The 20101-nt window shown below is 33.4% G+C and carries 18 protein-coding genes; 9 read left to right on the forward strand and 9 right to left on the reverse strand.

Annotation, left to right across the window (positions count from 1 at the left end):
* Nucleotides 1-12: 12 nt before the first annotated feature.
* A complete protein-coding gene (locus DUZ96_RS08080) occupies nt 13-615 on the reverse strand; it encodes a sugar transferase (protein WP_114301435.1) in 603 nt (200 codons plus the stop codon).
* 167 nt (nt 616-782) lie between these two features.
* Nucleotides 783-1274: a hypothetical protein gene (locus tag DUZ96_RS08085; protein WP_147267070.1), complete on the reverse strand. Its 492-nt coding sequence runs from the start codon at nt 1272-1274 to the stop codon at nt 783-785.
* A gap of 409 nt (nt 1275-1683) precedes the next feature.
* Here DUZ96_RS08085 and DUZ96_RS08090 point away from each other — a divergent pair, with 409 nt between their 5' ends.
* Nucleotides 1684-2514, forward strand: coding sequence for an NAD(P)-dependent oxidoreductase (locus DUZ96_RS08090; RefSeq protein ID WP_114301437.1), 831 nt, complete (start codon nt 1684-1686; stop codon nt 2512-2514).
* Between the two features lie 272 nt (nt 2515-2786).
* On the opposite strand, the gene DUZ96_RS08095 is transcribed toward DUZ96_RS08090, so the two are convergent.
* The 6 genes from DUZ96_RS08095 to DUZ96_RS08120 form a co-directional block, all read right to left on the reverse strand.
* Nucleotides 2787-5018 (reverse strand): SulP family inorganic anion transporter, encoded by a 2232-nt coding sequence (locus tag DUZ96_RS08095; protein ID WP_114301438.1) that lies wholly within the window; start codon nt 5016-5018, stop codon nt 2787-2789.
* Between the two features lie 417 nt (nt 5019-5435).
* Nucleotides 5436-6182 (reverse strand): YebC/PmpR family DNA-binding transcriptional regulator, encoded by a 747-nt coding sequence (locus DUZ96_RS08100; RefSeq protein WP_114301439.1) that lies wholly within the window; start codon nt 6180-6182, stop codon nt 5436-5438.
* A gap of 99 nt (nt 6183-6281) precedes the next feature.
* Nucleotides 6282-6569, reverse strand: a complete 288-nt coding sequence (locus tag DUZ96_RS08105) for a 4a-hydroxytetrahydrobiopterin dehydratase (protein WP_114301440.1) — start codon at nt 6567-6569, stop codon at nt 6282-6284.
* Nucleotides 6570-6619: 50 nt separating this feature from the next.
* Nucleotides 6620-7450, reverse strand: coding sequence for a sugar nucleotide-binding protein (locus DUZ96_RS08110; protein ID WP_114301441.1), 831 nt, complete (start codon nt 7448-7450; stop codon nt 6620-6622).
* A gap of 25 nt (nt 7451-7475) precedes the next feature.
* Nucleotides 7476-8558, reverse strand: a complete 1083-nt coding sequence (gene gcvT / locus DUZ96_RS08115; protein WP_114301442.1) for a glycine cleavage system aminomethyltransferase GcvT — start codon at nt 8556-8558, stop codon at nt 7476-7478.
* A gap of 137 nt (nt 8559-8695) precedes the next feature.
* Nucleotides 8696-9172, reverse strand: a complete 477-nt coding sequence (locus DUZ96_RS08120; protein WP_114301443.1) for a hypothetical protein — start codon at nt 9170-9172, stop codon at nt 8696-8698.
* Between the two features lie 107 nt (nt 9173-9279).
* Between DUZ96_RS08120 and DUZ96_RS08125 the strand changes: the two genes are divergently transcribed.
* Nucleotides 9280-12201, forward strand: a complete 2922-nt coding sequence (locus DUZ96_RS08125; RefSeq protein WP_114301444.1) for an FAD-binding and (Fe-S)-binding domain-containing protein — start codon at nt 9280-9282, stop codon at nt 12199-12201.
* 4 nt (nt 12202-12205) lie between these two features.
* Here the strand turns inward: DUZ96_RS08125 and DUZ96_RS08130 are convergent, their stop codons facing one another.
* A complete protein-coding gene (locus DUZ96_RS08130; RefSeq protein WP_114301445.1) occupies nt 12206-13042 on the reverse strand; it encodes a hypothetical protein in 837 nt (278 codons plus the stop codon).
* An 86-nt stretch (nt 13043-13128) separates the two neighbouring features.
* On the opposite strand from DUZ96_RS08130, the gene aroC reads away from it, so the two are divergent.
* From aroC to DUZ96_RS08165, 7 genes are all read left to right on the forward strand, one after another.
* Entirely contained in the window at nt 13129-14196 is a 1068-nt protein-coding gene (gene aroC, locus DUZ96_RS08135) for a chorismate synthase (protein ID WP_114301446.1), read from the forward strand.
* A gap of 50 nt (nt 14197-14246) precedes the next feature.
* Nucleotides 14247-15572 carry a dicarboxylate/amino acid:cation symporter gene (locus tag DUZ96_RS08140; RefSeq protein WP_114301447.1) on the forward strand — a complete coding sequence of 442 codons (1326 nt, stop codon included), beginning with the start codon at nt 14247-14249 and terminating at the stop codon, nt 15570-15572.
* Between the two features lie 64 nt (nt 15573-15636).
* Nucleotides 15637-16674, forward strand: a complete 1038-nt coding sequence (gshB, locus tag DUZ96_RS08145; RefSeq protein WP_114301448.1) for a glutathione synthase — start codon at nt 15637-15639, stop codon at nt 16672-16674.
* A gap of 11 nt (nt 16675-16685) precedes the next feature.
* Entirely contained in the window at nt 16686-17507 is an 822-nt protein-coding gene (locus DUZ96_RS08150) for a sulfurtransferase (protein ID WP_114301449.1), read from the forward strand.
* Nucleotides 17507-17842, forward strand: coding sequence for a TerB family tellurite resistance protein (locus DUZ96_RS08155; protein WP_114301450.1), 336 nt, complete (start codon nt 17507-17509; stop codon nt 17840-17842). The genes DUZ96_RS08150 and DUZ96_RS08155 overlap by 1 nt, the downstream gene beginning before the upstream one ends.
* A complete protein-coding gene (locus DUZ96_RS08160) occupies nt 17842-18678 on the forward strand; it encodes an N-formylglutamate amidohydrolase (RefSeq protein ID WP_114301754.1) in 837 nt (278 codons plus the stop codon). Before DUZ96_RS08155 ends, DUZ96_RS08160 begins: the two co-directional genes overlap by 1 nt.
* The gene (locus DUZ96_RS08165) at nt 18671-19831 is read left to right on the forward strand and encodes a flavohemoglobin expression-modulating QEGLA motif protein (protein ID WP_114301451.1); all 1161 of its coding nucleotides are present in this window, start codon (nt 18671-18673) and stop codon (nt 19829-19831) included. Before DUZ96_RS08160 ends, DUZ96_RS08165 begins: the two co-directional genes overlap by 8 nt.
* Nucleotides 19832-20101: the final 270 nt, after the last annotated feature.

Consider the following 20101-nt stretch of genomic DNA (forward strand, 5'->3'; position numbering starts at 1 on the left):
TAATATTATTTACTAGTTTCCTTCAAAGCCTTTAAAAGATGCACTTTCAATAGAGGACATGTCTTCTTTATTGAAGACTTTTTTTACAGTTTTTAGTAAGATTATGAGATCATTCTTGAAACTCAAATTATCAACATACCAAACATCCAGAGTAAATTTTTCTTGCCACGACAAAGATGTACGTCCATGAACTTGGGCCCAGCCAGTGATACCTGGTTTCACCAAATGTCTTCTTGCTTGTTCCTGATTATAAAGTGGAAGATAATCTGTTAAAAGTGGTCTTGGACCAATGATTGACATATCGCCTTTTAAAACATTGACTAATTGCAACAGTTCATCTAAGGAAGTCTTTCTAATAAATGCCCCAATTTTTGTAATACGTTCCTCTTGATTGCGCAATATACTTTCATTAATTTTTGGGTCTCTCATGGTCTTAAACTTTATGATGGTAAATATTTTTGAATTCTTACCAGGTCTTTTTTGGAAGAAAAACGGTTTACCATTATTGGCAAATATCAACAGAGTTATTAAAACAATAATCAATGGAGATAATACAATTAATGCCATTAGAGCTATTAGAATGTCTAAAATTCTCTTGAAAAAGTTTTTATACATACATAAATCATTTATTAATTTCTATCTACACGAGATAATAATCTTGTAAGTTTCTGTAAACCATTAAAAACTTAACTTGATAAATTTAATGCTGAAATTTAAAACCGACTACATGCGCTACTAATATTAATATTGTAATATAGTAGTATAATGAGAAAAATAAATTATCAAGGAAATTGTTGAAACTTCTTATATCTGTCTGGTACAGGGAATTCTGGTGTAACACCATGCCAAAACATATTGATAATCCACCATCTGTCTTGGTAATAAGCCAATTGAATACTTTTTACATCTTGTTTGTAGGGTTTATTATTTGCCATATCTTCCTTACTATGGAAAGCCTCACAATGACTAAAGGCATGACCAATATTCCCATAAGTTTCAACAACTCTACCTAATTCTCTTTCGTAAAATGCTGTTTCTCGAGTATTATTGAACCAAAATCCAATACGTTCAATATAATCATTCGGGTGAATCCATTGAGGTCTAAAGTTTTTATTTATATCATATTCATAACCAATTTTCATCCCTTGAGGGTGAAATAAATATTTCATAAAATCCCAATCTCTTTTTTCACCTGGTTCTCCACCAAGGCAAGCATAAAATGCTGTTATTAAATCATCTATGGTTTGAACTTTTTCTAAATACTCTTTTTTCATTATTGGTTTAGTTTTATTTAAATCCTTTTTTATTTTCTGTAACTTGAAACAAATAAAAAACAATTATTTCAAAAAGTTCTATTTCTGATTAATTTTTGTGGTTATTTACATATTTGTGCGGCTAATGGTAAAATCTAGACATTTATTCATTTAGAGTTTTAGTATTTGTTATTGTGTAGTACCATTAAGAGGAAGGCCAGGTACTTGACATCCTTTTAATAGCCTTTAATCATTACATACATTTTTGATCGATAATTCGAAATTGTTAATCTAGGTACTTGTGCATTCGATATAGTTTCTCTTATCCAACGGCTCATAATCAATGAGAAATTTTCTTACATTTGCGCCAATTAATATTAAGTCCGCCCTCTTAAAATGGGTGATATACTTGAAGAAATTTTAAATTCAAATGAGAATACTAATTATTGGAGGAAATTCGAGCGTTTCAAGGTACTTACAGCCATTATTTTCTGAAAATTATGAGATAATTACAGTTGGTCGTAGAGATTGTGATATCAATTTGGATGCAAAAAGATCGTTATCAGATCAGTTACCCAAACATGTGGATATTGTAATTCATACAGCTGCTGCATTTGGTAGGAATACAGCAGAGGAAATATATGAAACAGAAAAGTATAATGTATTGGATACAATGGAATTGTGTTTTCAGTTGAAAAAAATGAATGTGAAGCACTTTATTTTTATATCTAGCATATTTGTTCATTTGGAGGATTCATCACCACTCCACAGTATATATGATATTTCTAAAAGACATGCAGAAGAAATTATAAATTATTGTTTAGAAAGAGATGAAATACCATTCACTATTTTAAGGCCTTCTCAGTTGTATGGTAATGATCCGTCGTTCATAAAACATCATCCATTTCTTTATCAAATTGTAGAAATGGCCTCTAAAGGTCAACCAATTTCTTTATTTGGAAAGTTTGGAGGTAGTGCTAATTATCTTCATATAAAGGACTTTACAGAAGTGATTTATAGGGTTGTAAAAAATAATGTATATGGTGTATATGACTGTACTACAGTGACGCCAAATACGTATTTAGAGATTGCTCGTAACGTTTATGAATTAACGAACAATTCTGTTAATATTGAATTTGTAAAAGACAGAAAAGAATCAGGTCAAGGATTTAAATACGATGATGATATTTATAAAAAGGTTAACTATTATCCCAAATGGTCTATAAAAGACGGTTTGTCTGACATTCTTAATGTAAATTAAGCTGGATAAAAAAACATTATCATTTATTACTGCCTAAAACTACAGCATTTTTTGCTATTTTATTATCAGGAGTTTGTTAAGTACCAAACCCGATAGAAGGTATTTGTGTATCATTATTTATTTTGAAAGTTTGATTCATATTTTTTAATATTTAGATCCTGAGAATTTAAATATTATTGATTGATGTAGTTTAAAATTAATTAATTCGGATGAAATAAATATTCAGTAGAGCAATCAAAATTTAACCGAATCTTAGCTTGAGGTAAAGAATATTATGTCGTTTTCGTATCTAATAGCGTAGCTAATTCTTTGGCATAATCTATAAACGCTATAGTCTCATCTGTACGTGCCAATTTGATTTTATCAAAAATAATTATTGCCTCTCCATTACTTTCTAAATGATAAATCTGATTATTCTCAAAAAATCGAACTATTTCATCCGTAAAAAATGACCTAATCTCAGATTCATTATTTCCCATGAGTAGGAATTTATTCGAAAAATCTGGATACATCTCAAAATCAATGTCTTTGTAACCTGTGAAAGCCATAACGCGGTCAAATAATTTTTCTAGTACCGCTTCTTTTTCCATTGTGAAAACCGGAATTTTTTTATTCAATTTTAGAATCATGAGCGTTGTGTTAAATGTCTCAGCTGTAAAAGCTTGACCTTCATTAAAAGTTACATCTGCAATTTCCCACGATACATTTAAATCTTCAAATGTTCCTTTGAGACAATTGTATTTACGTTCAATTGGTCTTATTTCAAAAAAGTGGAACTTCTTTAAATAAATTGTATTCCAATCAACCAGACTAGAATATTCATAATCTTTTTCAGTTGCTAAATTTCTTAATCGTTTTTGCCTTTGAGACAATTTAACTGTTGAACTGGTTAAACTAAGTTTTAAAGCTCTATTATATGTAGATGACGAAACATGCGAATCCAATCCTGTTATAAACACCCTACCACCTGTTGATTTTTGTATCTTGAGGTATTCTACTAAATAGTCCATATAGGTCATGCCTACTAATCTTGTATCTGATAAATCAATATTAACATCTGCTCCTGCCGGAATTTGTGCTACCAGTTTATCCACTTTTAAAATTCCCAAGAAATTCGCAATACCCCTAATCTTTAAATCAAAACTACCATCTGGACGTTTCATTAATTTTGTACGCGATTTATAAACCATCTTAAAAAACTGTGGGATGGGCACATTAGCAAGTAACATATGGGTTACTAATGCTAATAATAAACCACCAATTAAACCAACTAATAAATTAGTATATAAGGTTAAAATCATTGTAGCGATAAAGAAAACGAGTTGCTCCGTTCCTTGATTATACACTTGTTTAAAGACGGCGGGTGATGCCAATTTAAAACCTGTATATACAAGTAGAACAGCAAAAGCACATAATGGTACTTGTCTCATTATTGGACTCAATACTACTATAAAAAGTAACAACAAAAGACCTTGATACATATTAGACCATTTAGTTTTTGCACCATTGTGAATATTAACAGTACTTCTTATAATCACAGCAATGATTGGCAAACCTCCAATTAATCCAGCAATCATTGTACTAAACCCAATACCTGTTAAATCCTTATTTAAATCTGTTTTTCGTCTATATGGATCTATTTTATCAACTGCTTTTGCAATAGCTAAGGATTCTATACTTGTTATGATCAAAATTGAAAATACGGTCGTCCAGAATTCAATGGTATTAATTTTCCCAAAGTTGGGATGCATTATGGAATCCACAATAGTATCTGGTATATCCAACAATAAATAAGGTCCTACTTCATAGGATCTACCTAGAAATGAAAGCGTTTGTTGGTCAAAGAAATTGAATACATAAACAAGAGGAATAGAAAGTGCTATGACCCACATTGGTGCAGGTAGTAGATGAAAAAATCTATAACTGATTTTTGAATGAAACAATAATAATAGTAATCCAGACAAAGCAATAATAAGCACGAATGGATTAGCTTGAGGCAACAATAAAACAGCATCAATAAGGTTTTGTATAATACTCGGACTATCAGAATGCGTGCCCATTGCCACGTGGATCTGTTTTGCGAAAATGATAATACCAATAGCAGCTAGTATGCCATGAATCACGGAACTATGGAAAATATCCGCTAATCGACCTAACTTTAATATTCCCAATAGCATTTGTATCGCACCAGAAACAACCACTGCAGCCAAAACGTAATTAAATGCCTGACCTTTTCCGTCATCCATTAATACAATACCTAAGAGAATAACCCCAATAACTCCTTTAGCTGGTCCGTTTACTGAAATATGACCTCCTCGATAGAGTGTAGTAACCACACCACCAATAACTGCTGAAAAGATACCAGACATTGCTGGTGCTCCTGCTGCTAATGCAATACCTAACGAAAGGGGTAATGCAATGAGTGCTACACTCACCGCTGCGATTAAATCGCTTTGCCAATTCTCAAGAAGTCCCTTAAAACCCGTTTTGGGAGTGTTTTCCATTTATTTAAATATCAAATGGGTTATTAATCTTTACCCAACCAACAAACGAAGTAAATATATGGAATTATAAACGTTATTGGCATGTACTTGTTAATTTCTCTGGGTGCTATTATGATATTTATTAATTAATATCACTATAATTAAAGGTATTATATATTTTGTAGCGAGTCAATATGATTTGATTTTACCAATTACATCTAATAGATTCAATGCTTTATTCTGGATTGAAATTCCTTCTGAATTCATTTTGACATAAATATTTCTGTAAGACACCAAGGATTTTGAGTATTCATCTTCCTAAGAAGGAATAGGGCAAACAACGACTTCAAAGAACAATTAAAGTTTCATAGTTGGTTAAGGTTTAATAACAAAAAAGAAGGCTTCAGCCCTCTTTTAAATTTATATGTAATGAAGTAATTACTCCGTAATCTCTTCCATGGTATGATATACGTTCTGCACATCATCATCTTCTTCTAGTTTTTCTATAAGTTTTTCAACATCTTCCATTTGTTCAGGTGTTAATGTCTTAGTGACTTGAGGTATTCGTTCAAAACCAGATGAAATAATTTCAATATTATTATCTTCTAAATACGATTGTATGCTACCAAAACTTTCAAATGGTGCATAGATCATTACGCTGGTTTGCTCGTTTCCATTTGCATCTTCATCAGAATCCTCAAAAATTTCTTCTACACCAAAATCTATTAGCTCCAGCTCTAATTCTTCAAGATCTAATCCGTCTCCCTTAATTTTAAAATTACAAGTATGGTCAAACATAAAAACTACTGAGCCCTGAGTACCTAAACTGCCATCACACTTATTAAAATAAGAGCGTACATTAGCAACCGTACGTGTATTGTTGTCTGTTGCCGTCTCTATGAGTATGGCAATACCATGTTGCGCATAACCTTCAAAAAGTACTTCCTTATAATCTCCCTGATTTTTGTCACTGGCACGTTTTATAGCACGCTCAATATTATCCTTGGGCATATTAACCGATTTGGCATTCTGTATAACAGCTCTTAAACGTGAGTTACTATCTGGGTCTGGTCCTCCTTCTTTTACAGCCATAACAATGTCTTTACCAATTCTGGTAAAGGCCTTACTCATTGCTGACCAACGTTTCATTTTTCTTGCTTTTCTAAACTCAAAAGCTCTTCCCATAGGATATGTCTTATTTTAGTGTGAATTATTAAAGGCTCAAATATAACGGTTTTCTAATTTTTTTTGAAGGTTGAAAACCGACGAATTTAAATTGCCGATTTATTCTTCAACCTCTACAATAGCTTCAATAGCTGATGCAAGATTAAAGTCCTTTTGTGTAACTCCACCAGCGTCATGAGTGGAAAGAGAGATTTTTAAAACGTTGTACACGTTAGTCCAATCTGGATGATGGTTCTGTGCCTCGCACTCAAATGCTATTCTACTCATGGCACTGAAACAATCCTTAAAATTATCAAACTCAAACTCGGCATGAATGGCATTTTTATGAAATGCCCAATCTGGGAAATGTAGTAACTTTTTTTCTATGGTAGAATCGTCTAGTTTCATATACTTTTTCTTTATCTGAAAATTACTAAATAACTTGCTCCATAACAAACCTATTTCTGTAGTTCCTCTAAAACAACATCACTTGTTATCTGTAGATGTTTTGGTAACTTATTAAACTTAGGTAATACAGCAAGATAACGGTCTTCATTGGTTGTAAAAACATGCTTAAACTTTACATTACCGTTGGCAATGACCTTTAGAATATCTTTTATAAACTCATCGTGGTGTACTAAGTCTGTACTGCCCAAATGAAAAATACCGTACTTGTTTCGGTTTATAATATAATGCACTTGTTGTGTTACTTTTTTGTCTAAAGTAACATTCATTATAAGATTTGGAAAAATCTCAATAGGTTCCTTTTCACCAACAAGCTGTTTTATTTCTTGTATTCTTGGAGAATTTGGTCCAAATACCATTGGTAGTCTCAAGATAGCAACTTGCTTCTTAGGCAGACGTAATAGCATGTTCTCAATCTTAATTTTAAAATGACCATATTTGCTATGACTCAGTGTTTTATCAAGCTCATAGCTTGGATACTTGCTGTAGGCGTCAAAAGCGTTGGCAGAAGACAGGAAAATGATTTTACTACCATGCTCTAAAGCATACTCTGTAACATGCTGGTGTGCGATCGTCTGCGCATGAAAATCACCACGAATGGCAGAAATTATAATCGATGGTCTGGAGGCTTCTATGATTTCATAGACATCGTCTTCCTCTACATTATACTGAAAGAATTGTTTGTTGGTTTCAAATTCCTTTTTAGGCGTACTGTATGTGCCATAGGTTCTAAAGTATGGACCCAATTCTTTATAGAGCGCATTGCCTATGTAGCCACTACCACCTAATATAAGTATGCGATGTTTGTTTAAATCCTTCTTCATTAATCTTCCAACACATTAAAACTGGTTAACCTTTGTAAAATGGAAGTTTCACAACTGTTGCAGGTATGGCTTTTTTGCGCACCTGAATGTTAATTTTACTATCAACTTTAGAGAAAATTGTTGGCACATAACCTAAGCCTAAACCAACCCCTAAACTTGGGCTCATAGTACCTGAGGTTACATTACCAATGGTTTTGCCACTATTATCAATAATATCATAACCATGTCTTGGAATACCTCTGTCATCTAACTTAAAGGCTACCAATTTACGTTCTGGAGTGCGTTCTTTTTCGTCTTGAAGCGCTTCGCTATTGGTAAATGGTTTGTTGAATTTGCAAATCCAACTAAGACCTGCCTCGATAGGTGAAGTAGTGTCATCTATATCATTACCATATAAACAGTAGCCCATTTCTAATCGTAACGTATCCCTTGCAGCTAAGCCTATTGGTTTAATGCCGAATTCTTCTCCAGCTTCTAATACTTTATCCCAAATTTGTTTAACTTCAGAATTCTTGCAATAAATTTCAAAACCTCCACTGCCAGTATAACCTGTTGCAGAGATGATCACATGTTCAATGCCTGCAAAATCACCAACAACAAAGTTGTAAAATTTTATGGTTGATAAATCATGACTCGATAAGGACTGCATAGCTTCAACTGCTTTTGGTCCTTGGATGGCGAGAAGTGAATAATCTTCACTTAAATCGCGCATATCAGCACCAACATCGTTTTTAGATGCTATCCAATTCCAGTCTTTTTCAATATTACTGGCATTGACTACCAACAAGTAAGTTTCGTCTTTAATTTTATAGATAATTAAATCATCTACAATACCTCCATCGTCATTTGGTAAGCAACTATACTGTGCTTTGCCTATTTCTAATTTAGAGGCATCGTTACTCGATACTTTCTGGATTAATTCTAGCGCATTTGGGCCTTCAATTAAAAATTCTCCCATATGAGAGACATCAAAAACACCCACTGCATTTCTAACCGTTTCGTGCTCAATGTTTACGCCTTCATATTGTACAGGCATATTATAACCAGCAAAAGGAACCATTTTAGCACCTAGTGCAACGTGAGTGTCTGTTAATGCAGTGTTTTTCATTATTTAGTCTTTAATGTTGTAATCTTAAATGATGCGCAAAATTAATCAATTTTACGCGTTAAGTTTTAATATTATGTTAGAATTTAGACTAAAAAAACCACCACGAAAGGTGGTTAATATTTTTATGATAGACACTGTTAGAATCGATAACGAATACCAAGAGCGATGTCAAAATCCAGGTCGTCATTGAAATCACCAAAGCCCAATTCTGGTCTAAAGTCTAGGGACAATAAGAGAGGGATATCAAAAATATATTCAATACCAACATTGCCTGCAACAAACACAAAGGTTTCATCGTCTAAAGCACTGTTGTCAAATCCATATGACCCAAGTCCACCACCTGCACCTGCATACCAGTTAAAATCACCATCTAATTCCCAAACCCATTGGTAAATTCCTGTAAGTTTAAAACCGTCATAGTCGCGTGCACTACGCCAACCTAAATCTACCTCAAGTCTATTGGCTTCTCCAAGAGCTCTTTGGTACGATATTTCTGCACCAAATCCATCACTATCACCAAGTCTTAGACCTATTGCATTTTCTGATACGTCCTGAGCATTCATAAATAAAAGACCAGTAAAGATGGCAACTGTAGATAAAAATAATTTTCTCATAATATTTCGTTTTTAATTGATTTCATTAATCTTTACAAAAATAACGCCAAAACGAAATTTATATTTATAATTCTTTATAGTTTTATAAACATATTTATTCAATATAAATGAAGCTAAAACCATTATTAAATCAATTAAAATTAAACCTTAAGGGAGAATTGTATTTTGATGATTTAATGCGTAAACTCTATGCGACAGATGCTTCAGTTTACCGGAAGTTACCACTAGCTGTGGCCTTACCAAAAGACAAGTATGATATAAAACTTCTAATTGATTTTGCGCAAAAAAACGATACATCATTAATACCGAGAACCGCGGGCACTTCATTAGCTGGCCAATGTGTAGGCGATGGTATTGTGGTAGATGTGTCTAAATATTTTACCCGAATAATTGATATTAATGAAAAAGCAAAGACAGCAACTGTACAGCCTGGAGTGGTTAGAGATGAGCTTAATAATTATTTAAAACCTTTTGGACTCTTTTTTGGCCCTAACACATCTACATCTAATCGATGTATGATAGGAGGTATGGTAGGTAATAACTCCTCTGGTACAACCTCAATACAATATGGTGTTACAAGAGATAAGGTAATTAGCTTAAAAACGATTTTAGGTGATAGTAGCGATGTTGAATTTAAAGCCTTATCAAAGAACGAATTCAAAAATAAGCTAGAATTAAAAACGCTTGAAGGAGATATTTACCGTAATATTTTTGAGACGCTGAAAAGAGATGAAGTTCAAAAAGAAATACAGTCACAATTCCCAAAGCCTCAAATCCATAGAAGAAATACAGGTTATGCCATTGATGAGCTGATAAATTCTAATGTATTCGACTCCTCTAATCCCGAAAGTACTGAGCTAAATTTGTGCCAACTTCTAGCGGGTAGCGAAGGCACATTGGCTTTTACTACTGAAATTACTTTACAACTCGATGATTTGCCACCAACTAAAAACGCCATGGTTGCACTTCATTTTGAAAGTATTGAAAAATGTCTCAAATCTGTTGAGTCATTGATGCAGCACGACTTGTATACCTGCGAAATGATGGACGATTCCATTCTAAATTTAACCAAGCACAATAAAACCCAGCAGGAGAATAGACGTTTTATTGAAGGGGATCCAGTTGCCATACTCATGTGCGAACTAAAAGCCAACTCCGAAAATGAATTAAATGCCATAGTTAACGAATTTTTGGAATCCGTAGATCGTTTAAATCTTAGCTATGCCAATCCTGTGTTGAAGGATGATGCTATTGATAAAGCCATAGAATTAAGAAAAGCAGGTTTAGGATTACTGGGAAATATAATTGGTGACAAAAAGGCTGTGGCTTGTATAGAAGACACCGCAGTGGCTTTAACGGATTTAGACAATTACATTTCCGAATTTACTGCATTGATGGTTAAACACAACCAAAAAGCTGTGTATTATGCTCATGCTGGTGCTGGTGAACTCCATCTAAGACCCATATTAGATTTAAAGAAATCAGAAGATGTAGTGCTATTTAGAAAGATTACTGAAGATGTAGCAAAGCTTGTAAAACGCTATAAGGGTTCAATGTCTGGTGAACATGGTGATGGTATTGTAAGAGCAGAGTTTATTCCACTCATGATTGGTGAGAAAAACTATGAGATTCTGAAAAGAATTAAATCTACTTTCGATCCTAATAACATCTTTAATCCAGGTAAGATTGTAAACGCTTATCCTATGGATAAAAATCTGAGATATCAGTCAGATAGAACAGAACCTGAAATTAAAACGGTTTTAGATTTTTCCAGTGCTCAAGGTATTTTACGAGAGGCTGAAAAATGTAATGGGTCAGGTGATTGCCGTAAACTACCTGAATTTGGTGGTGCCATGTGTCCTAGCTATAGAGCAACACGCAACGAAAAAGATACAACTCGCGCAAGAGCCAATGCCCTGCGTGAATTCTTAACACATTCTACAAAACCCAATAAATTCAATCACGAGGAGCTTAAAGAGGTGTTTAGTCTTTGTTTAAGCTGTAAGGCATGTGCAAGTGAATGCCCAAGCAGTGTTGATGTAGCAAGTTTAAAGGCAGAATTTCAATACCATTTTCAAAAAGCCAACGGTTTTAAATTTAAAGACCGATTTTTTGCTAAGGCAACAAAGTATAATAAAATAGGAGCAAAGGCACCTTGGTTTTTTAATGCCTTAATCAATACCAAATTTGTTTCTAAAATCGTGAAATTGACTTTGGGGATTCATCCAGAGCGTTCAATTCCACATTTTTCAAGACCAATGAAGATCAATTTTAATAATTCCAAATCAATAGATGTTAAGCCCATAAAAACTCTTTATTTATTTGTTGATGAGTTTATAAATTACCTAGAATCAGAGATTGCTTTTGATGCTAAATATTTACTTGAATCATTAAATTACAAAGTGCATATAATCAATAATTTAGAAAGTGGAAGAACTTATATGTCTAAAGGTTTTTTAGAAGAGGCAAAATCGATAGTGAATAAAAATATTTCTCATCTTAAACCTTTAGTTTCAGAAGATACACCCTTAATAGGCTTAGAGCCTTCAGCTATATTATCATTTAAGGACGAATATTTAAGATTAGCAGATGATAAACGTGATGCTAAGCAATTGGCAAATTGCACGTATTTGATTGAAGAATTTATCCAAAATGAAATTAAAGAGGGTAATATAACCAAAGAACAGTTTACCGCTAATAAAGTAGAGTTGAAGTTTCACGGACATTGCCATCAGAAAGCTCAGACCAATCAAAAATCAAGTTTTGATATTTTAAGTCTTCCAGAAAATTACTCAGTTTCAATAATACCAAGTGGTTGTTGTGGTATGGCTGGAAGTTTTGGCTTCGAGAAGGATAAGTATAACGTTAGTATGCAAATTGGGGAACAAACCTTGTTTCCTGCCGTAAGAAAGGTTTCTGCAAATACTATAATTGTTGCTAATGGCACAAGTTGTAGACATCAAATAAAGGATGGGACAGGAGTTGTGGCAAAACATCCCATCACAATTCTGAAAGAAGCGCTAGTTTAAAATTTTAGAAATAACTATCAAGATTTTGTGTGTTTTCAACTTCAAGTGATGTTGGAAAATCAATATCAATGCCTAACGTATTCAATAATGTAATAAAAGTTGGATTTAGTGTAAATTCTTGGATGGCCACTGACTTTATTAAGCCTACATCCTTTGCATAATAATTATTGATAACCAAAACATCTTGTGTATTTAAGATACTTTGTGTAATTGGAATTCCTAAGTCGAAGACTGCAGAAACAGATAAGTTTAGTTTAATTTCAGTTTGAATAATGTCGTTGTACTCAAATTCATTTACATTCAATGAATTTAAGTATGTTATGTGTGTATTTGACAAGTTGTATTCCAATAAGAATGGTATAACCTGTTCTCCTAAATCAACTTCTTGCTCAATAGTATCTTCAGAAAAGTATAATTCAGTATTTAAAGTGGCATTAATGTCGTAGACAACAAAATCAGTAAATGCAATTTCAAAATCTTGAAAAATCTCTAAGCTCGACAATAATGACAAATCACCATTAAATATTAGTGTTTCAGTGTTTACCAGAAACGTACCGTTACTAAAAATTGAATTGGTAGTTCCGTTTGCGATCTCTCCATTGTTTACATCCAAGCTAAATGAACTTTCATTTGAAGATTCGATACTGACCACATCTACTGTATTTGTATTTAGCTCTGGATTGCTTTGGCTAATATTTTCAACATTATAATTCCAGATGTTACCTATTTCATTTGGAAAATAATCAACGGCGCTATTAATTTGATTATTGCTTGTTGAATCGTCTGTGGAACAAGAGTTGAACAAGAAAACAATAAGACAAAACAAGGTAGTATTCTTCATAATTTTAAAGTCATATAGTTTCAAATTTAGAACAATTTTTTTTGTTTCTATAATATTACATTTACCTTAGCGTAAAAATATTTTTAATGGCAGGAAATTCCTTCGGAAAACTATTTAAACTCACCACATTTGGTGAATCTCATGGCGTAGCAATAGGTGGTATAATTGATGGTTGTCCGGCAGGTATTCAACTAGACTTAGAGGCAGTTCAAAATGAATTAGATCGACGTAAACCAGGTCAATCAAAAATTGTAACTCAGCGTAAAGAACCTGATACTGTTGATTTCTATTCAGGAATTTTTGAGGGTGTTACGACAGGTACGCCAATTGGATTTGTAATCAAAAATACAAATCAAAAATCTAAGGATTATTCACATATTAAAGATGTATATCGTCCAAGTCATGCAGACTATACCTATGATAAAAAATATGGCGTAAGAGATTACAGAGGTGGTGGACGAAGTTCTGCACGTGAAACTGCAAGTAGAGTAGTCGCTGGTGCCATTGCGAAGCAACTATTGAGTTCTATTAAAATACACGCATATACATCTGCAGTTGGTCATATTAGCTTAGACAAAACATATCAAGACTTAGACTTAGGTAAAATAGAGTCTAATGTGTTAAGGTGTCCAGACGAGACCATGGCTGAGGTTATGATTAACCGCATCAATGAAGTTAAAAAACAAGGCGATACCATTGGTGGTGTTATTACTTGTGTTATACAAAATGTACCAGCTGGTTTGGGCGAGCCTGTTTTTGATAAATTGCATGCAGAATTAGGAAAAGCTATGCTCTCTATAAATGCTGTGAAAGGTTTTGAATATGGTAGCGGTTTCGAAGGTTCTAAAATGTTGGGAAGTGTTCATAATGATAAATTTAATGAAGATGGAAGCACTCAAACTAACAGATCCGGAGGTGTACAAGGCGGTATTAGTAACGGTATGGACATTTATTTTAATGTAGCATTTAAGCCAGTTGCAACAACGCTTCAAAAACAAGAAACCATAAATAGTTCTGGAGAATCAGTTGAAATGCAAGGTAAAGGAAGACATGATCCTTGTGTAGTACCAAGGGCTGTACCTATTGTAGAAGCAATGGCAGCTCTGGTAATTGCGGATTATTTGCTTTTAAGAAGGCAAGAAACTAACAATTAAAGAACTCGCGAACGCATCCAATTTTTTATATAATTGAGGACAAATAACTTATGAAAAAACTTGCTCTACATTGGAAAATACTAATAGGAATGCTACTTGGTGTAGTATTTGGATTTATAATGCTTCAAGTAGATGGAGGAGCTGAATTTGTGGATAAATGGATTAACTGGGCTGGTACAATCTTTGTAAAGCTGTTGAAACTTATCGCAATCCCATTAATCTTGGCATCTTTGATTAAAGGAATTTCTGATCTTAAGGATATTTCAAAATTTGCCAATATCGGACTCCGAACAATAGGTATATATGTTGCCACAACGGTTGTGGCCATTACCATTGGATTATTATTGGTAAATGTTTTACAACCTGGTGACGGTGTTTCGGATGAGACCATTGCAAAATTGACTGAAACTTATGCTAATGATAGTAGTGTGCAAGGAAAGATCACTGAGGCTATAAGGCAAAAAGACAGTGGACCAATGCAGTTTTTAGTGGATATGGTACCTGAAAATATTTTTATGGCGTTAAGCAATAATAAATTAATGCTTCAGGTCATATTTTTTGCCATATTTCTAGGGATATCAATGCTTTTGATTGGTGAAGAAAAAGCCAAACCATTGAAGGACATATTTGATTCTCTAAACGATGTTGTTCTTAAAATGGTAGATCTGATAATGCTAACAGCACCCATAGCTGTATTCGCGTTGTTGGCAAATGTAGTAGTGTCATCCGGTGATCCAGAATTACTTTATGCATTATTATATTATTCTTTGGTTGTAGTTGTTGGGCTTATTTTAATGGTTATTTTCTATTTAATCTTGGTTGCAACAATAACTCGGAAAAATCCAATTTGGTTTTTGCAAAAAATAAGTCCTGCTCAACTTTTGGCATTTTCTACGAGCAGTAGTGCCGCTACTTTACCAGTTACAATGGAACGTGTAGAGGAACATATTGGAGTTGATAAAGAAGTATCGAGTTTTGTGCTGCCTGTAGGAGCAACTATAAATATGGATGGTACTAGTTTATATCAGGCAGTTGCAACTGTTTTTATAGCACAGGCATTAGGTTTTGATTTAACTTTTGCAGACCAGTTAATAATTGTTCTTACAGCGTTATTAGCTTCAATTGGTAGTGCTGCAGTACCAGGGGCTGGTATGGTTATGCTCGTCATTGTTCTTGAAGCTGTAGGATTTCCTGCAGATAAACTGGCAATTGGTTTAGCATTAATTTTTGCTGTAGACAGACCATTAGATATGTGCAGAACTGTAATTAATGTTACAGGAGACGCTACAGTATCAATGCTAGTGGCTAAATCTGTAGGTAAATTAGGTAAGCCACAACCAAAAGAATGGGATGACCATTATAACGAAGTAAAATAATTTTATTGGCTTATTAAAAGTCACTAAATTTAAATATCTAAATAATCAGTTAAAATCATAGTACATGAACATCTGTTTTATAATGTACCCTTGGGAAAATATAGATGCTGAAAACGACACCAGTTTAGCTCTTATTAGGGAATGTGTAAGACGCAAACATGGTGTAGCCATGTGTACACCAGCTAATTTAACCATAAGAGATAGTGTTACTAATGCGTTTTGCACGGTTATTGGGCGTATGGATAAAGTACCCTCTACATTAAAAGCCTTTTATAGAAAAGCTGAATTGCGAGAAGAGATGTTACCGCTTGCAGGATTTGATGCTATATTCTTTAGGGCCAACCCACCTTTGGACCCAATTATGTTGAATTTTCTTGATTCTGTAAAGGACGATGTGTTTATTATAAATTCACTTCAAGGTATGCGAGAAGCTAATAATAAACTTTATACAGCAGCCTTTGGTGATGCACATAGCAATATTATCCCTAATACACATGTCTCAAAGAATAAGGATTATTTAATCAAGCAAATAAAAGATTCTAAAGCAGATAAGATGATTCTTAAGCCATTAAATGGTTTTGGTGGATCTGGAGTAATTCTAATAGAAAAATCTGCAATGAGTAATATTAATTCGTTATTGGATTTTTATATAACAACAGGTGAAGGTGAGTCTAACTACGTAATTCTGCAAGATTATATCGAAGGTGCAGATCAAGGTGATGTTAGAATTCTGCTTTTAAATGGTGACCCAGTAGGTGCAATGAGGCGCGTTCCCGGCAAGGATGATCATCGTTCTAATGTCTCTGCAGGTGGATCCGTACAAAAACATACGTTAACAAAAGCAGAAAAAGCACTCTGTAAGCAAATAGGACCAAAATTGGTCAAGGACGGTCTTTATTTTGTAGGTATTGATGTAATTGGTGGTAAACTAGTTGAAGTGAATGTGATGTCACCAGGTGGAATTACTTATATCAATAAGGTATATAAAAACAAACGCAAAGTAGAGGAGAAGGTTATTGATTTTCTTGAAAGCAAAGTAATTGATAAATTACAAGCCTTCGATAGACGAACTAGATTGCGTAAAGCAGTTGATGAGGCATAATATTTAAATTGATGAACAAGTCTTTTATACTTGTATCTAATTTAGTCTCAATTAATTGGCTACATTATAATTTACAACTGGAAAATCTGGTTATTCTAGATGCTACAATTAATAAGAAAATAGATGACGACTCTCTATGTATACCAAATGCAAGATTTTTTGATATCAAAGGAAAATTTAGTAATCTTAATGCTCAATTTCCAAGTACGTTGCCAAATGAAAGCCAATTTGAAAGTGAAGCTCAGGTCTTAGGCATTAATAATGATTCGGTAATTGTTGTTTATGACGATAGAGGCATTTACTCTTCTGCAAGGGCCTGGTGGCTTTTTAAGACATTTGGATTTAACAATATTGTGGTATTAGATGGTGGTTTACCAGAATGGAAAGCGAACAATTTTAAACTGGACAATTTTGATCAAACAGCAATGGTTACTGGTGATTTCTCAGCAATTTATCAGCCAGAATTAATGACTAATTTTTTGGATCTTCAATCATTTATTGATGATTCGCAAACACTAATTATAGATGCTAGATCAAAAGATAGATTTGATTGTTTGGTTGATGAACCTAGAGCAGGTTTGAGACGTGGCACTATACCAAATTCTATAAATTTGCCATACACAGAGCTCTTCGATAACAATAAATTGAAACCAGTAAAGGAACTTTCAACAATCTTTAATAAATTAGTAAAGAAAGAATCTAAGTTAGTATTTAGTTGTGGTTCGGGAATTACGGCTTGTATACTCGCCTTAGCAGCCAAACTATGTAATTATAATAACCTTGCTGTCTATGATGGTTCATGGGCAGAATATGGAACTCTAACAAATAAATAATGAAAACACTTGACTGGACAAGAGATGAACTTGTAGCCTACATTTTACTTTTTGCCGCCAATTCAGACTTTAAAGAAGATAATAAGGAACGTAATATTATTATTTCTAAAGTAGACATGAACACCTTTCAAGAAATTCATGATGAATTTAATAATGATAATGATTATCAAGGGATTCAAAAAATAATGACAAGCCTACGCCAACATAATTATGAAAGTGAAGATATTCAAGTGCTTCTAGCAGATATTAGAACTTTGTTTTTTGCTGATGGAGAATTTAATATTAATGAGCGCAACCTACTAAAATCATTAGAACGATTATTTAATACATTATGATGCAACAACTTTCTATAGATTCTATTATTACTAAAATAGAAACAGAGGAATTATTTCATGCTGTTTCAAGTGATTATTCATTAACATTAAAGATAGATAGCTATGTGCCATATGTCTGTGGTGCTGTGCATGATGGACACCAGTTTAGACGTTCGCTTTGGGACAATTGTTTGCATACTGAATATGAGAGATGGTATGAGGAGGATCCTGAGACTAAAAATATGGTCATATCACACCCTATATTAATCGCAGGATGTGATTCTAGATTTGAATACGACCTAAACCGTCCACCTGAAGAAGCAGTTTTTGAAACCGCTTGGGGTAAAGAGCTTTGGAGAGTACCATTATCAGATGAGGAAAAAGCCAACAGCCTTAAGAAACACAATAACTTTTATAAGGTTGTAGAAGCTTTAATCGATAAAATTGAAACCAAATTTGGTTCATGTATAGTTTATGATATGCATAGCTATAACTGGAAACGCTGGGATAGGGAAGTGCCAACTTGGAACCTAGGAACCTCAAATATTGACAATGAAAGGTTTGGAGACCAAGTTGAATCTTGGAGACAAATGTTGGAAAGTATAAAACTACCTCATGGTATTAAGCAAACAGCAGCAGAAAACAATACTTTTTATGGCAATGGATATTTTTTAAAATTCATTACCAAAAACTTTAAGAATACCTTAGTTTTGGCGACTGAAATTGCAAAAGTTTACTGTGAAGAATTAGATCAGATAATTTATCCTGAAGTAGTTAATGCAGTTGAGAATCAATTAAGAACACTTTTGCCCAAGCATGCTGAAGCTTTCCACAACACATTTAAAGTAAATGTCTAAAATAAAGACTACAGACGAATACCAAGATTTATTTGATATAGACGCAAATCTAAATCGACTGGTTAGGAATATTGAACTGCTCAATTACATCAATCCATTAAATATTGCCTCTGAAAAGAAGAAGTTTTTTTCTTCAAAGTATAAGTATGAACCAGAGTTTAAATATCCTAAGATAAGATTTAATGGATATAAGTTGCATCGGCTATTCTTTTCTCAACGATTAGAGCGTATAACAGATCTTGACATAAGACAATTATATGAAGATATCATATATGAGTATTCTGGTTTAATAGAATGTATACAAACCATTGGGCATGGTAGAAAGTTTTATTTTAACAGTCTCAAAAGTTTCGGCACACCGACCGAGAAAGATTTGGATAATGCTAAATTCATTCTGCGTTTTGATGATTCCGATTTTAATGAGGAAATGCTTCCAATGTATAATTCTGAAGAGGCTAGAGAATATTTCGATGAGTTTTCTAAACGTTATGATTTTAATTATAATATTAAAATATCCAATAATATCTCTGCGGCAGCAATGGTACTTAATAATACGCAAACACTAGTATTGAGAAAGAGCCACAATTTTAGTTTAAATCAACTCAAGGTACTTACAAATCATGAGATTGGTGTGCATATGGTTACTACATTTAATGGTTTAATACAGCCCTTAAAAGTATTTTCAAATGGATTCCCAAATAATGTAGAGACTCAAGAAGGTCTCGCTGTATATTCAGAATTCATGAGTGGTTGCCTAACTATTGAACGGTTAAAGGAACTTGCATTTAGGGTTATAGCTGTAGATAGCTTGCATAAAGGTTACAGTTTTTCAGACACATTCCATTTATTGCACAGCCAACATAAGCTCAATAGAGATAAAGCTTTTGTTATAACATTAAGGGTTCATAGAGGAGGAGGTTTTACAAAGGACCACCTTTATTTGCGTGGTATTAGAAATGTATATAAGTATGCTAAAAAAGGGCAGGACTTAGGAATACTTTTAACTGGTAAAGTAAGTCAAGAGTATATACCAACTATTGTAAAACTACAAGATTTAGGATTGGCTGTTCAGTCTAAATATTTTACGGATGGCTTTGCAAATAATGATAACATGGATCCTAATTTAGATTTCATTCTTAAAAGTTTAAAATAGCTTCCAAAATTTAACCTAATTTAAAACCTCAAAGCTAGAGGTTTCTCAGTCCATCATCTTCAATGATACTAATAGCAAGTTAGACATGTCTCCAATTAGAATTCAACTCATTTCTAACTAACAGAAGCTAGGGTCGAATCAATATTTTCATACTTTGAGGTTCGCAACATTAATAAGCTCTAAACATTTGCTTGAAAGCTTAGATTTAATTTAATTGGGTTTTATAAATTAAAAAATCAAACATGTATGTATTGAATTAGATTTAGTAAA

Origin of the sequence: Winogradskyella sp. KYW1333 (assembly GCF_003335675.1) — a bacterium.
GTDB lineage: Bacteria > Bacteroidota > Bacteroidia > Flavobacteriales > Flavobacteriaceae > Winogradskyella.

Coding starts and splice junctions, on each gene's coding strand:
- DUZ96_RS08080 (WP_114301435.1), bottom strand. CDS start 615: ATGTATAAAAACTTTTTCAAGAGAATTTTAGACATTCTAATAGCTCTA.
- DUZ96_RS08085 (WP_147267070.1), bottom strand. CDS start 1,274: ATGAAAAAAGAGTATTTAGAAAAAGTTCAAACCATAGATGATTTAATA.
- DUZ96_RS08090 (WP_114301437.1), top strand. CDS start 1,684: ATGAGAATACTAATTATTGGAGGAAATTCGAGCGTTTCAAGGTACTTA.
- DUZ96_RS08095 (WP_114301438.1), bottom strand. CDS start 5,018: ATGGAAAACACTCCCAAAACGGGTTTTAAGGGACTTCTTGAGAATTGG.
- DUZ96_RS08100 (WP_114301439.1), bottom strand. CDS start 6,182: ATGGGAAGAGCTTTTGAGTTTAGAAAAGCAAGAAAAATGAAACGTTGG.
- DUZ96_RS08105 (WP_114301440.1), bottom strand. CDS start 6,569: ATGAAACTAGACGATTCTACCATAGAAAAAAAGTTACTACATTTCCCA.
- DUZ96_RS08110 (WP_114301441.1), bottom strand. CDS start 7,450: ATGAAGAAGGATTTAAACAAACATCGCATACTTATATTAGGTGGTAGT.
- gcvT (WP_114301442.1), bottom strand. CDS start 8,558: ATGAAAAACACTGCATTAACAGACACTCACGTTGCACTAGGTGCTAAA.
- DUZ96_RS08120 (WP_114301443.1), bottom strand. CDS start 9,172: ATGAGAAAATTATTTTTATCTACAGTTGCCATCTTTACTGGTCTTTTA.
- DUZ96_RS08125 (WP_114301444.1), top strand. CDS start 9,280: ATGAAGCTAAAACCATTATTAAATCAATTAAAATTAAACCTTAAGGGA.
- DUZ96_RS08130 (WP_114301445.1), bottom strand. CDS start 13,042: ATGAAGAATACTACCTTGTTTTGTCTTATTGTTTTCTTGTTCAACTCT.
- aroC (WP_114301446.1), top strand. CDS start 13,129: ATGGCAGGAAATTCCTTCGGAAAACTATTTAAACTCACCACATTTGGT.
- DUZ96_RS08140 (WP_114301447.1), top strand. CDS start 14,247: ATGAAAAAACTTGCTCTACATTGGAAAATACTAATAGGAATGCTACTT.
- gshB (WP_114301448.1), top strand. CDS start 15,637: ATGAACATCTGTTTTATAATGTACCCTTGGGAAAATATAGATGCTGAA.
- DUZ96_RS08150 (WP_114301449.1), top strand. CDS start 16,686: ATGAACAAGTCTTTTATACTTGTATCTAATTTAGTCTCAATTAATTGG.
- DUZ96_RS08155 (WP_114301450.1), top strand. CDS start 17,507: ATGAAAACACTTGACTGGACAAGAGATGAACTTGTAGCCTACATTTTA.
- DUZ96_RS08160 (WP_114301754.1), top strand. CDS start 17,842: ATGCAACAACTTTCTATAGATTCTATTATTACTAAAATAGAAACAGAG.
- DUZ96_RS08165 (WP_114301451.1), top strand. CDS start 18,671: ATGTCTAAAATAAAGACTACAGACGAATACCAAGATTTATTTGATATA.